The organism is Bacillus cereus group sp. RP32, from assembly GCF_040459735.1.
Classification (GTDB): domain Bacteria; phylum Bacillota; class Bacilli; order Bacillales; family Bacillaceae_G; genus Bacillus_A; species Bacillus_A wiedmannii.
The window spans coordinates 4,373,771-4,386,861 of record NZ_JARVHO010000001.1 but is presented as its reverse complement, the minus strand read 5'-3'; the positions used below and the strand labels follow the sequence as shown (position 1 = coordinate 4,386,861).

Genomic DNA, 13,091 nt, shown 5'->3' with positions numbered 1-13,091 from the left:
TAAAAACAATGTAGTTGCAATTATTGTTTGTTGTAAAGGGCTTACCGTTTTCATAAGGTGGTGAGGATTTTAATATGTACAAAAAAGAAACCCAAAGGTGCCTTCCTGCGACTTGAACCATCTTAATTTTAATAATATGTATTGGAATCCCATACGAATATTATTTTACCATGTTAAATACCTAAATTCATTGAGAAAAGGATATAACTCATTATTCATTCTGTCAAAAAAGGATTTATCCAACGTAACATATGAATGTTCCATAAATGTATCAAAAAAATGAACAAATCGTGATTGGAATAAAAAAGGGTTCTTACTATTACGTAAGAACCCATAAACAAAAAAGTCGTATGTGCCTCAATATTAGAATTACATAGAAACGCTATTTTAATACAAAGCGAAATTGAAAGTTAGCAAGCAATACTTAAAAGAGTAAAAGCGGCAAATGCGTAAACTAATAAGCTACTAGTAGCAAGGAATTTTATAATTTCATTTGTAGAAATAATAGTTAAACATAGTGCTATAGATGCACCTATAAAGAACTGGTACTTCGTATGTATATTTGTAAGATTAATTATTACAAGTACAGTTAAGAAAAGTGAAATGAAGTTAAAATATCTTTTCATTGTCATATTTCCTTTCAATGTTCGATCTGTATTTATTATACCAGCCTGTACCAGTAATAACATACTTTGTAATGAATCTTAATAGAAATCTCATTTTGCCATAAATAAAAAGACGGTTGTTTCCACAACCACCTTTCAGTAAAGTAAAGCACTTTTTTAGAAATAAAATATGGATTATTTCTGAAAATGTTATAGGATATAATTCAATTTTTATAATTCAAGTGACGAGTTTAATTTATCCCACTATTTGCGGGGCTGATAATCAGTGGGGGATGAACAAAACCCCTACTGATTAAAGTTTCACTTTATAAGAAAGGAATGACTACATTATATGAAAACCTGTCTAACAAGGTTACATATAAAAGAGCAGCTAGCAATGGCTAACTGCTCAATACAAGGAGATACAGAGAAAACTAAATGAATTTTTTGGCATACAGCCTATCAACATTATGGACATAATATTGAGTTTTATTCGAAGGAATTCATGTTTTATAAATTAGATTATGATAGTCGGTATTCTTTTATTAAATAGCCAACAGCACTGATTACTATAAGAATGAAAAGAATAAGTTCTATTGTAACTGGCATTTGTTTTATCCTAAATGCATTAATTTGTTACATTGTGATTATAAGATGTTTTTTTATAGTTAGCGGTGAAAAATTCAATAAAACTATCTCTATATGAAAAAAGGTTCTGTTGTCTCCAACAGAACCTCTTCTAAAATGGCAAAGAGTAACTCTTACCTTACTCTTTGATAATAATATTACAGGAGTGTTAATGAAAATCCAAGGCTCCTTATATTGAGAAATAAAGAATAATTATTTTAAAGAATTTCAATATAAAATTAGAGATTACCATGAGGGGAGTTATAACGAGTTACTACCTATACATATTCATAAATAAAACAACATAATATTAATACGGAAAAATATAATAATATGAGTTTTTGCATATTTCAAAACTTAATATATCCTTCAAAAAATTTTAATAGTATAATATGTTTTGTCATATTATTTTAGATTTTTCGACAAAATATAAAAATAGAGAACGTATTGGGAGAAGGAATTATGTACACAAAACTATTAAAATCAATTACATCATTAACACTTATTGGTGGCGCTTTATTATATACGAATGGCAGTGATGTGAAAGCTGCTGAGGCGGGTATTTTTTCTGATGTGCCTACATCGCATTGGTCGTATCCCGCGATTAAAGATTTAGCGAGTAAAAATATTATTTCCGGTTATGGAAATGGGAAGTTTGGTTTCGGTGATGTTGCGACGAGAGAGCAAGTTGCAGCTTTAATTTATCGTGTGTTAGAACCAAATAAGCAAGGTGGTACGTTCAGTAATGAAGGTGCTCGTTACGTATTAAAAGATGGATCTACTTTAAATAATCCGTATCGAGATATTCGCTCAGGTTCAACATTGTTTCCAGAAGAGGTTTTAACGTTAACGAAATTAGGGGTTTTTAAAGGTGATGCAAACGGTGGATTTAGACCGAAAGATTCTGTTAGCCGCGCAGAAATGGCACAAATTCTTACAAACGCTTTCCATCTTTCTACGAAACAAAAGCATACATTTAACGATGTTCCAAGTGGTTTTTGGGGCGAAAATGCGATAAGTGCAGTGCAATCAAACGGGATTGCTTCTGGTACAGGCGAAGGGAAGTTTGAACCAACTAGCACAGTAAAACGTGAACAGTATGCACAGTTTTTATATAATACTTTGAAATATAAAAAGCCTGAAGTTGCGGTGCAAGATACAGGGGATGCGGTATTATTAGCAGCATTTAAAGATGAAGTGCAAAAGCGTATTAATACGTATGAAACGAATATTACACTTCCATATAAAACGAAAAATAGTGATCAGGAAGAAGTAATGAAGACACTTTTCAATGCCTATAAAGAAGTTGCAAGTAAAAATGAGTATACAAATTATAATAGGTCGAATGTTTCATATGGAATTTCTGGATCACCTGGAAATTATACGTTTACGTTAAAGATTACATATCGTGAAACGAAAGAACAAACGGAATATGTAATGAAGCAAGCAAAGGCAATTGTTTCTTCTATTACGCAAGTTGGAATGGATGATCATGAAAAAGTGAAGGCGATTCATGATTATGTCGTAAAGCATATTTCTTACGATACGTCTTATAAAGCTTACACAGCATATGAAGCACTCGTAAATCGTTCTGCGGTTTGCCAAGGTTACGCACTATTAACCTATCAATTATTAAAAGAAGCAGGTATTGAGAATCATTTTGTAGTAGGAACTGGGGACGGTCAGCCTCATGCTTGGAATTTAGTGAAAATCGAAAACAAATGGTATCACCTTGATACAACATTCGATGATCCAGTGCCAGATGAACAAGGCCGCGTTACGTATTCCTATTTCAACTTATCAGATGAGCAAATCGCAAGAAATCATGAGTGGAACAGAAGTGACTATCCGCAAGCTACAACAAATTATTATAGTACATTAACAAATAAAATTGCGGCAGGTAGTACGAAAAACCCTGCATATCAGCAAATTTTAAAAGATACAAAGTTAAATTATTTAGGAAATGAATACATTGCAAACAACTATAATGAATTCAAAAATAAAATGCAGCAACGTTATAACGCAAAGTCACCAAAGGTTGAAATCCTTTATAAACAATCAATGGATGGCGCATTGCAAGATGTGAAAAAAGTAATTGGAGAAATCGGTTATCCGCAAGGGGCGAACCGTGTTTCTTATAAAGCTGAGCCGTATAATGCGAAAGAAGGATATTCTTTAGTGACGATTATGTTTATGTAGTGAGATTGAGAAAAAGCATCTGTTTCAGATGCTTTTTTATTATTTTAGTTCGACAAAATATGACAAAGGAACGTAGCTACATCTGTTATGATGAGTTTGGTAATTTTACATTTTGGAGGATTAATAATGAATAAAAAGAAGATTTTAGCTGCGTTAATAGGGATCATAGTGTTACTTGTAATTATTAATGTAGTTATTGCGAAGGGAAAAACGACATCAACTAGTGAAAAAATGTACACTGAGAAAGAATACAATAAATTAGTAGATGAACATTATGAAGAAATGCAAAAGTTAAAAAGTGATATGAGTGTATTAGAAACTGAAAAAAAATCTCTTGATGCGCAAGTTAAGAAGTTAAAAGATGAATTAGCGAAAAAAGAGCAAGAAGTAGTACAACAGCCAGTTCAACAAGAAAAACCTAAGCAACAACCAGCCCCAGCTCCACAGCCGGAAACGAAAGAAGAGCCGAAACCAGAACAGCCTACAGGCGCATTCGCAAACCCTGTGAAAAGTATAAATAAAACAGATGCAATGAACAAAGTGAAAGAAAAAGCGAAGCAAGACTTCCAAGATGACTATATGACGCAAAACTTTGTTGCGGATGAACAATCAAAAGCATTTGATTTCTTAAACGGAGTAGAGATCAAATCACAAGAAGAATTAAATGTGATGAAGAAGGCATTGGGAGATTTTCCTAACGATTTTATGACTGCAAAGTTTGTTTATGAAGAGCAAATGAAAGCGAAGAATAAGCAAGGATAATACAAAAACGCTATCTTTTTAAAAGGTAGCGTTTTTGTTATGGGATGGGAGTCCAATACATATTATTAAAATTAAGATGGTTCAAGTCAGAGAAAGGCACCTTAGGGTGTCTTTTTCTTTTTTCTAAATGACAGTTTTGGCTTAAAGAAGATAAATTTTCAATGGATGATTCCCATGAATATATAAATAAAGTTTATCCATATATTTGTAGCAAGGAGGGATTCAAATGAAGAGAGAGGATAATAAGGTTGGTCACTTTATATCTGAAAAAGGAAAAGAAGACTTTCAAATTGCCTACGATGAATCAATGGCACTTCTTCCAACACCTAACGATATGAAAGATATAGAAACTACATTTGGCACAATTCGTACGTATTACTTTACTAAAGAGGAAAATAAACATAAGGAACCAATACTCTTACTCCCTGGACGTGGTGCATCTACTCCAATGTGGGTACCGAATTTAGAAGGGTTAAGGGAGAAAAGGCCTGTTTACACAATCGATTTACTTGGTGAACCTGGAATGAGCGTGCAAACGAAGGTGATTGAAAACCAAAAACAACAAGCAGAATGGTTAAATGAAGTAATTGAAGGATTAGGTTTAAAAAAAGTGCATATCGTGGGTGTCTCTATTGGAGGTTGGACAGCAATGAATTTGGCCAGATATAACCCTAAGCATATTGCGACGGCTAGTTTATTGGACCCAGTCTTTGTATTTGCACAAATATCCATAAAGATGATTCTGGCATCTATTCCAGCTTCCGTTCCTATTGTACCTAAGTTTTTAAGAGAAAAGATGTTAAGCTATGTTTCTGGAGGAGCAGAAACAAATGATGATGAGCCGATCGCTAAGTTAATCGAGTCGGGCATGCGTAACTATAAATTGAAAACACCGGCGCCTGATTTATTTAGTAAAGAAGACTTAAAAAATATCAATGTTCCAGTGCTTGCCTTAATGGCTGAAAAAAGTACAATGCACAATTCGGTAAAAGCAGTTGAAACTGGAAAAAAATACGTTAAAGATATAGATATAGTGAACTGGAAAAATGCATCTCACACAATTAATGGTGAGTTCTCTAACGAAGTCAATGCTAGAATTCTTGATTTTATAGAGAAACATTTTACTGATAACTAGGTTGAAAGTGGAAAATATGTTGTAGTGACAACTTTATCTCTATATAGCTATTTAGGAGGAGTTAGCTCGTTTTTTTGATATTTTAAAATTTTAGCTTGATGGGCATGGAGCATCCCCATAATTTATATGTTACTTCTTCTATTTTCATGAATATGTATAATTACATAAAAAATCAAGGGAAAAGAGAGTATACTTTGATATTGTGTAATAAAGATAAGGCCCGCCTACGGAAATAGGCGGGCTTTTTTTACATATGAAGAAAAGACACTCACATGAGTGTCTTTCCGATAGTTTTTTAGCAGAAGCAAGCAGCTCCAACGATGATTAATAAAATAAACAATACAACTAATAAAGCAAATCCTCCAGCGAAGCCACAGCCGCCACAACTACCACCAAAGCCCATAATAGTTCCTCCTTTTAATAGGAGAGGAAAACCAAGAGTTCACTCATGTGTTTTAACGGATTCAATTTACTTTATGCTTTTACAAATGAATGGAGCAGGTCCTTTCCAAAATAGATTTATTTATTCTTAGAAGGAGTTCAAGGGCAGAATAGGAGAATCTATATTATTCATTAAGAGGGAATAAGTGAAAAATAAAATATCCAAAAATACAGATGGAAATCCGCTTTTATACCTTTCATTAAAATAATACTAGCATTATATATTATAAGGAATACTTGTCCTTAATTGTAAATGAAAGGGGGGAATTGATATGAGTTATGGCTATGGTCATCCTCCTGAAAAATGTCATAAACATCACAATGAAACTTTGTCAACGGGTGTATTACGTAGACATTCCGCTACGTTGTTTCTTACTGTGGAAGCTATGAATGTTGATCCAGATGATACTCATACAGTAACTGTTGAAATGTTTGATTGGTCATCAGGTTATCCGGTATTGTTACCATTAGTAGACCCTTCAACACAAACATTGGCACCTAATCGATATGTTACTTTTCGTTCAGTAGCTCTTCCTCCAGGTCTTTTTGCCTATGAAGTAAGAATCATTCGTTCGAAAGATAGAGATGTTGTTACGAATGTTTTTGGTCTTAGTGCAATAGTATTTAATCCACAAGAAGGAAATAATGTTTTACAACATGATTTAGCAAAATTAAATCTTAAATAGATTTTATAAAAGTTTATTTATTGGACAAGATTAAAAAAGAGTAGGATGTAATCCTACTCTTTTTTAACATCAATTATATTAGAATTTTAAAAGAAATCCTTCATCATTTTCGCGTCTTTAATGTTCACTACCACACCTTCAACTTTATCTTTCTTCTCATCTTTAGCAATCGTAATTTGCTCTTTATTATCAACCCACACAAGAAACTCTTCTTTTGCGTCATCTTTATATGTAACGGTTATAGTAGAATGCGCAGACTCTCGCTTTTTTCGATCTAGTGTAATTGCTTTAGGAGTTCCGCTTTGAACTGCTGAAACGATAGAGTGTATCATTTCTTCGTTGTCTGTTTGAGATTTTGAAACGTTGTTATTTATTGTGCTAAGTATTTCAATGTCTGTAATATTTGCGGAGTTTAATTGAAAGGTATTTTGTGTATGTTCTTGCTTAGCTTGTGGAGCTTTGTCTGTAGCTGAGGTACTTGCACAGCCTATTAAAGTGAAAGATAGAGCGGTTAGAGCGCATATAGATATGATTTTTTTCATAGTATCCCTCCTTATGATTAATTATAAAAATTTTCTGTTATTTCAGGTAGTTATTGTAAGTAGATTTATTCTGCTAGTTTTAGGATAGAAAAAATTCATATAACTTTTTTCATATTTTATGTTTAACATTTCAAAAATGGGTGTATTACATATAATATAACAAATAATTCATTTTAGAGGAGGAAGTTAAAGATGGAAACGAAGTATAGTAAACCTTTTGTATATGAATTTATTACGGAGAAAGAGGTCATGAATGCGGCGAATGATCTAGTGAAGAAAGGAATAGACCAAAAAGATATTTACGTATTAACACATGAGAAAGATAGGACAGATAGAATCGCAGACAATGCAGACGTGAATACAATTGGAATAAAAGAGGAGGGACTTGGGACAAGTATTATTAACGTCTTTCAAAAAACGGGAGATCAGTTAAGAAATAAGATGCAAGAGTTAGGACTTAATGAGGAAGAAGCTAACTTTTATGAAGAAAAACTGGATGAAGGAAAAATCTTGTTATTCGTTAAGGATTTAGAAAGAGTCGGTGAATGGTTACAAGAAAGAAGATGCATGTATTCTATTTAAATTTGTATCCTGTAAATCTATAAATCTATTACGAAAAGGAGATTATAAATATGAGTGAGAGCGGGCTAAAAGAACAAATTACGGGTAAGGTTGAAAAGAAAAAAGGACAAGTAAAAGAAGGAATTGGTAAAGTTACAGAAGATAGAGAGTTGAAAAATGAAGGGAAGTGGGAGAAGACAAAAGGAACTATAAAAGAAAAAGTCGGAAAAGTGAAACAAAAGATAAATGATGGATTGGATCATAAAGAATAATACATGTTTATCAAGCTTTGGTTACATACCAAAGCTTGATAAATCCATTATAAAAATAATATAGGAGGTCTAATTGTGGGACTTATTATTACGTGTATTGTAGGTGGACTTATTGGTGCGTTAGCTGGAATGATTACAGGAAAGGACTTCCCTTTAGGTATAGTTGGTAATATTATTGCCGGATTAATCGGATCTTGGGTAGGTAGTGCGTTATTTGGTCATTGGGGTCCTGAATGGGGAGGCATCTTTATTCTTCCAGCGTTACTAGGTGCAATCGTCTTTATTTTAATCGTTACATTCTTTTCTAGAATGCTGCGGAAAGCGTAAGTATGATAATGAATAGTAATCTTAAGTTTGTTATATATAGCTATAAAGTTAACAAACTGATAAATATACATAAAAAAAGCATCCAATTAAACTAATTTGGATGCTTTTTTTATGTAATCTGCATAGGAAAGAGTGGAGGATGAAGAACCCCCACTCATTAAAATTACACTTTCTATTATGTATTAAACCATCGTTACTTTTTCACAATTCTTTATTTTTACGACCTGCCTTGGTTCTATATGAGATAAGTCTTTGCTATTACCGATATCCACTACAATTGTATTCATTAGTATGTTAATAATGGAACCAATTAATTTTGTAGCATGATCGTGTCGATAAGAAAATTGAACGAAATCTCCCTTTTTTAAGTTGTGCTCTTCCATAGATAGATCCCCCTAAAAATAATTTTTATACATTATACATACACAAATTTATAAAGTTTAAACATTTGGTAGTATTTTTTTAGTGTTAAGCTGAGAAAGGTGTAGAAAATTTATTTATAATGAAAATAAAAAAATATGTTTAAAATTAATTTTTATGGGTAATTAAATAGTAAGAGTTTGAGATAAGGGGGCGGAAATGATGAATTTGGCAATAAATATTTTGCAAAATGATGTAGGTTATACGGTACAACTTAATGGTGAAATTGATGCATATACGGCATCAGATTTAAAAAATAAGATCATGCCTATTGCAAGTGAAAAAGAGGTTCATATTGTAGTAGATTTTCATAACGTAGATTATATGGATAGTACAGGTTTAGGCGTGTTTATAGCTCTATTAAAAGCAATTAAGAAAAATGATGGAAAGCTAGAGTTTATTGGTGTATCTAAAAGACTAAAAAGATTATTCGATATTACAGGACTAACAGAAATATTAAATTTGAATTCCGATTTTGAAAAAGTAGAAAGAAGGTGACTAGGGATGATGGAGAGATTTGAAAAGATAGAAATGAAAATTCCTGCAAAGGCAGAATATGTGGCTATTATTCGTTTAACAATGGCTGGTGTTGCGAATCGAATGGGCTTTGCTTATGACGATATAGAAGATATGAAAATTGCTATTAGTGAAGCATGTACAAATATTGTACAACATGCATACAAAGAAGACGTTGGAGAAATTGCAATTGTCTTTGGCCTATATGAAGATCGATTAGAAATTATGGTTGCTGATAATGGGGTTAGCTTTGATTTTAGCACCTTAAAAGAGAAAGTTGGTCCGTATGATATTAGTAAACCAGTAGAACACTTGCCAGAAAATGGTTTAGGTTTATATTTAATCAATACGTTAATGGATGATATACAAATTATGCATGATGAGGGCATGACAGTTTTAATGACAAAATATATACAAAGAGAGCAGGTGGAGAATGATGGAAACCCAATCTCAACCTACAAATCTTGCTAAAGAAGACGTTATTAAACTAATTATAGACTTCCAACAAAACCAATGTGATGAAGCACAGGAAAGATTAGTTAATCACTATAAAAACCTCGTACATTCCATTGCATATCGTTATTCAAAAGGTGGGCCGATGCATGAGGATATTATACAAGTAGGAATGTTAGGGCTTTTAGGCGCAATAAGAAGGTATGATTATTCAATAGGGAACGCTTTTGAGCCATTTGCAATACCTACGATAGTAGGGGAAATAAAGAAGTATTTACGTGATAAAACTTGGGGTATTCATGTTCCAAGGCGAATGAAAGATTTAGGCGGGAAGATTAAACTTGCGATAGAGGAGCTAACAGATCAACTGCAACGTTCACCGAAGATTATAGAGATTGCAGATCATTTAGGACTATCCGAAGAGGAAGTGCTAGAAATTATGGATGCGAAAAATAATTATCGAGTATCTTCCTTAGATGATGTAGTTGAAAATTCATCTGATGGAAGTTCGGTAGCGAGAATTGAATCTGTAGGTGAAGTAGAGCAAGGATATGAAGAGACAGAAAGACGTCTCGTTTTAAAGGATATTTTTAACGTATTAAATGATACGGAAAAGAGTGTTATTCATTATATATTTGGTGAAAATTTAAATCAAAAGGATACAGGGGAACGATTAGGTATTTCACAAATGCACGTTTCTCGTATTAAAAGGCAAGCGATAAGTAAATTGAAGCAAGCGGCGTTTTTAGATACATAAAAAATTTTAAAGAATTATGTTTAAAACATGAGAAAAGGGGTAGTTATTAAGTATAGGAGGAGATATAAAAATGTCACACGATGTGAAAGAACTAATCGAAGGATTGAATGAAGATTTAGCAGGAGAATACTCGGCAATTATAATGTATAACCATAATGCAGCTACAGTTTCTGGTATATATAGACAAGTGTTAAAACCTTTCTTTGAATCTGAAATTAGTGATGAACAAGGACATGCCCTATATTTAGCGGAGAAAATTAAGACGTTAGGTGGTACACCTACTACGATCCCTTTACCAGTGAAACAAGTAGAAGATGTTAGAGGAATGTTAGAAGAAGCTAGGAAGTCAGAATATGAAACAATTAAGCGTTATGAAACGAGAAAAGAACAGGCAGCGAAATTAAATATGACAGAGTTAGTTGTAAAGTTAGAAGATATGATCGCAGATGAAACAAACCATATGGAAGAGTTAGATCGTCTTTTAAGTGATAAAGCAATGGTGTTAAATTAAAAGTCCGATTGGTTCAACTAATAATCAGTGGGGGATGAAGAAAACCCCCACTGATTAAAGTTTCACTTTATAGAGTGAAAGAACAAACTCTCATTTCTAGGGGGTTTGTTCTTTTGCTGTATAAAAAATATGTTTGAGTAGGAAATTTTCATTTTGTAACTGAGTATGTAATACTAGAAAAATAGAAAATGATCATAGATTTACATTTTATATAAGAAAAGGGGAAATAACTTGTGTCCATTTTAATTGTCGATGATAATCCGGTTAACATCTTTGTAATTGAAAAAATTTTAAAACAAGCCGGATATCAGGATCTTGTATCGCTTAATTCTGCACAAGAGCTTTTCGAATACATTCAATTTGGAAAAGATTCTTCCAGGCATAATGAAATTGATTTAATACTATTAGATATTATGATGCCTGAAATTGATGGACTTGAAGTTTGTAGGCGATTACAAAATGAGGAGAAGTGTAAAGATATTCCTATTATTTTTGTAACAGCTTTAGAAGATGCGAATAAATTAGCTGAAGCGCTTGATATAGGCGCAATGGATTATATTACGAAACCGATAAATAAAGTTGAATTGTTAGCGCGTATGCGTGTAGCATTACGCTTGAAATCGGAATTAAATTGGCATAAAGAACAAGAAGAAAACCTTCGTAATGAATTGGATTTAGCTACACAAGTACAAAGAAACTTATTAAGTAGCCCATTAAGAGAAGATCATATAAAAATTGAAGCAAGCTATTTACCCTCATTCAAACTAGCTGGAGATATGTATTATTGGTATAAAATTGATGAAAACCGCTACGGTATTATATTATTAGATGTGATGGGACATGGTATATCTGCTTCATTAGTTTGTATGTTTATTTCGTCTGTATTACGTGAAACGATTAAATCTTTAATCGATCCAGAACTTGTCATTAAAGACTTAAATAAATATATGACTCTTTTACATAATGAGAATGACAATATTCCATATTATTTTACAGCGATATACTTAGTAGTTGATACAGAAAAGAGAACAATTGAATATGTAAATGCAGGACATCCTTCTGGATACGTTTTAGTCGATGAAGCGAATGTAGTGGAACTAAATCGCGGGAGTTGTGCGGTAGGATTTTTTGATGAAATAAAAGTTGAAAAGACAGTTATACCTTTTGAGAAGAACGCTCAAATATTATTATTTACAGATGGTGTGCTTGAAGCAATTGCAAATGATGAATTTGAGTCTGAAGAGAAATTACGTGCTTTTACAGAAAGAAAATGGGGAGATTTAGAAGAAGAGATAGAAGGGTTTTATAAGGAAGAACAGAAGAAAACACAATCAGATGATATGTGCCTAATTATGATACAAACGAATGCGAAATAAAAAGCGTATGAAATCCAAACAGAGGATTTCATACGCTTTTATTGTATTTTTTGATAGATTTGTTCGTTCGGATTAAACTGGATATAATGCGGCATTATATTTGAAAAACGAAGAGTTTCTTTATTTCCTAAACATAGGAATCCATTGTGGCCTAAACTTTCATAAAATAGTTGCTGTACTTGGTTTTGAAGTTTACCTGTAAAGTAAATTAAAACGTTACGGCAAAGTATAATATGAAATTCGTTAAAAGATTGATCAGTTACTAAATTATGTTGCGCAAAGATAATGTTTTGTAAAAGAGATGGATTAAAATAAGCAAAACGATTATCTGTTGAATAGTAGTTAGAAAATGCTTGTGTACCGCCAGCTTGTAAATAGTTTTTCGTATAAGTTTGCATTTTATTTAACGGAAGGATAGCTTGTTTTGCTTTTTCTAACACATTTGTATTCATATCTGTTGCGTAAATAACAGCTTTTTCACTTAATCCTTCTTCGTGAAGTAAGATAGACATGGATAATACTTCTTCACCGGTTGCGCACCCAGCGTGCCAAATTCTAATTTCAGGATACTTTTTTAATTCAGGAATGACATGCTCTCTTAACGCTTTAAAAAAGTTAGGGTTACGGAACATTTCAGTTACATTAATGGAGAAATCATTTAATACCTGTTCTAAAAACCCTTCCTCATGAATTACTTTTTCAATTAACTTTGAAATGGTTGGGATATTAGAGATCTGCATTCTATTACAAATTCTTCTATAAATAGATGTGCGTGCATATTGGCGAAAATCGAAGCCAGATAGTTTAAATACCGCTTCCAATAGTAATTCAATTTCTAAGTTCGTGCGCTTATCCATATCGACGGATGGATCAAAATTATAATACTTATTTTCCACTTAAA

The 13,091-nt window shown here is 32.6% G+C and carries 17 protein-coding genes; 12 read left to right on the top strand and 5 right to left on the bottom strand.

The genetic code is table 11. The features are described from left to right. Positions 1-410: 410 nt before the first annotated feature. Positions 411-626 carry a hypothetical protein gene (locus tag QCI46_RS22620; protein ID WP_137014997.1) on the bottom strand — a complete coding sequence of 72 codons (216 nt, stop codon included), beginning with the start codon at positions 624-626 and terminating at the stop codon, positions 411-413. Between the two features lie 1,068 nt (positions 627-1,694). Between QCI46_RS22620 and QCI46_RS22615 the strand changes: the two genes are divergently transcribed. The 3 genes from QCI46_RS22615 (at position 1,695) to QCI46_RS22605 (ending at position 5,328) form a co-directional block, all read left to right on the top strand. Beyond that, positions 1,695-3,431 (top strand): S-layer homology domain-containing protein, encoded by a 1,737-nt coding sequence (locus QCI46_RS22615; protein WP_353841452.1) that lies wholly within the window; start codon positions 1,695-1,697, stop codon positions 3,429-3,431. Positions 3,432-3,557: 126 nt separating this feature from the next. Further along, positions 3,558-4,193, top strand: coding sequence for a hypothetical protein (locus QCI46_RS22610; protein WP_353841451.1), 636 nt, complete (start codon positions 3,558-3,560; stop codon positions 4,191-4,193). A gap of 226 nt (positions 4,194-4,419) precedes the next feature. Then, positions 4,420-5,328, top strand: a complete 909-nt coding sequence (locus QCI46_RS22605) for an alpha/beta fold hydrolase (RefSeq protein WP_353841450.1) — start codon at positions 4,420-4,422, stop codon at positions 5,326-5,328. Positions 5,329-5,623: 295 nt separating this feature from the next. Here the strand turns inward: QCI46_RS22605 and QCI46_RS22600 are convergent, their stop codons facing one another. Further along, the gene (locus tag QCI46_RS22600; protein ID WP_000505670.1) at positions 5,624-5,731 is read right to left on the bottom strand and encodes a YjcZ family sporulation protein; all 108 of its coding nucleotides are present in this window, start codon (positions 5,729-5,731) and stop codon (positions 5,624-5,626) included. Positions 5,732-6,041: 310 nt separating this feature from the next. Here QCI46_RS22600 and QCI46_RS22595 point away from each other — a divergent pair, with 310 nt between their 5' ends. Then, on the top strand, positions 6,042-6,455 hold the full coding sequence (locus QCI46_RS22595; RefSeq protein WP_353841449.1) for a hypothetical protein: 414 nt from the start codon (positions 6,042-6,044) through the stop codon (positions 6,453-6,455). Positions 6,456-6,541: 86 nt separating this feature from the next. Here the strand turns inward: QCI46_RS22595 and QCI46_RS22590 are convergent, their stop codons facing one another. Then, positions 6,542-6,997: a lipoprotein gene (locus QCI46_RS22590; RefSeq protein WP_353841448.1), complete on the bottom strand. Its 456-nt coding sequence runs from the start codon at positions 6,995-6,997 to the stop codon at positions 6,542-6,544. Between the two features lie 192 nt (positions 6,998-7,189). Here QCI46_RS22590 and QCI46_RS22585 point away from each other — a divergent pair, with 192 nt between their 5' ends. From QCI46_RS22585 to QCI46_RS22575, 3 genes are all read left to right on the top strand, one after another. Then, on the top strand, positions 7,190-7,579 hold the full coding sequence (locus QCI46_RS22585; protein ID WP_000448802.1) for a YflT domain-containing protein: 390 nt from the start codon (positions 7,190-7,192) through the stop codon (positions 7,577-7,579). 50 nt (positions 7,580-7,629) lie between these two features. Then, complete coding sequence (locus tag QCI46_RS22580) at positions 7,630-7,830, top strand: CsbD family protein (RefSeq protein ID WP_353841447.1); 201 nt, start codon at positions 7,630-7,632, stop codon at positions 7,828-7,830. Positions 7,831-7,905: 75 nt separating this feature from the next. Beyond that, a complete protein-coding gene (locus QCI46_RS22575) occupies positions 7,906-8,157 on the top strand; it encodes a GlsB/YeaQ/YmgE family stress response membrane protein (protein ID WP_000522901.1) in 252 nt (83 codons plus the stop codon). A gap of 182 nt (positions 8,158-8,339) precedes the next feature. Here the strand turns inward: QCI46_RS22575 and QCI46_RS22570 are convergent, their stop codons facing one another. Then, entirely contained in the window at positions 8,340-8,540 is a 201-nt protein-coding gene (locus QCI46_RS22570) for a methyltransferase (RefSeq protein ID WP_353841446.1), read from the bottom strand. Between the two features lie 196 nt (positions 8,541-8,736). On the opposite strand from QCI46_RS22570, the gene rsbV reads away from it, so the two are divergent. The 5 genes from rsbV to QCI46_RS22545 all read left to right on the top strand — a co-directional run bounded on the left by rsbV (position 8,737) and on the right by QCI46_RS22545 (position 12,190). Next, complete coding sequence (gene rsbV, locus QCI46_RS22565; protein ID WP_002108734.1) at positions 8,737-9,075, top strand: anti sigma b factor antagonist RsbV; 339 nt, start codon at positions 8,737-8,739, stop codon at positions 9,073-9,075. Positions 9,076-9,081: 6 nt separating this feature from the next. After that, positions 9,082-9,564, top strand: a complete 483-nt coding sequence (gene rsbW, locus QCI46_RS22560) for an anti-sigma B factor RsbW (protein WP_060489146.1) — start codon at positions 9,082-9,084, stop codon at positions 9,562-9,564. Further along, on the top strand, positions 9,527-10,303 hold the full coding sequence (sigB, locus tag QCI46_RS22555) for an RNA polymerase sigma factor SigB (protein WP_353841445.1): 777 nt from the start codon (positions 9,527-9,529) through the stop codon (positions 10,301-10,303). Before rsbW ends, sigB begins: the two co-directional genes overlap by 38 nt. Before the next feature lie 70 nt (positions 10,304-10,373). Continuing rightward, positions 10,374-10,814, top strand: a complete 441-nt coding sequence (locus QCI46_RS22550) for a ferritin-like domain-containing protein (RefSeq protein ID WP_353841444.1) — start codon at positions 10,374-10,376, stop codon at positions 10,812-10,814. A gap of 233 nt (positions 10,815-11,047) precedes the next feature. Then, on the top strand, positions 11,048-12,190 hold the full coding sequence (locus QCI46_RS22545; RefSeq protein WP_098080711.1) for a fused response regulator/phosphatase: 1,143 nt from the start codon (positions 11,048-11,050) through the stop codon (positions 12,188-12,190). Between the two features lie 38 nt (positions 12,191-12,228). On the opposite strand, the gene QCI46_RS22540 is transcribed toward QCI46_RS22545, so the two are convergent. Continuing rightward, positions 12,229-13,086 carry a CheR family methyltransferase gene (locus QCI46_RS22540; protein ID WP_157349499.1) on the bottom strand — a complete coding sequence of 286 codons (858 nt, stop codon included), beginning with the start codon at positions 13,084-13,086 and terminating at the stop codon, positions 12,229-12,231. Between the last annotated feature and the right edge of the window lie 5 nt (positions 13,087-13,091).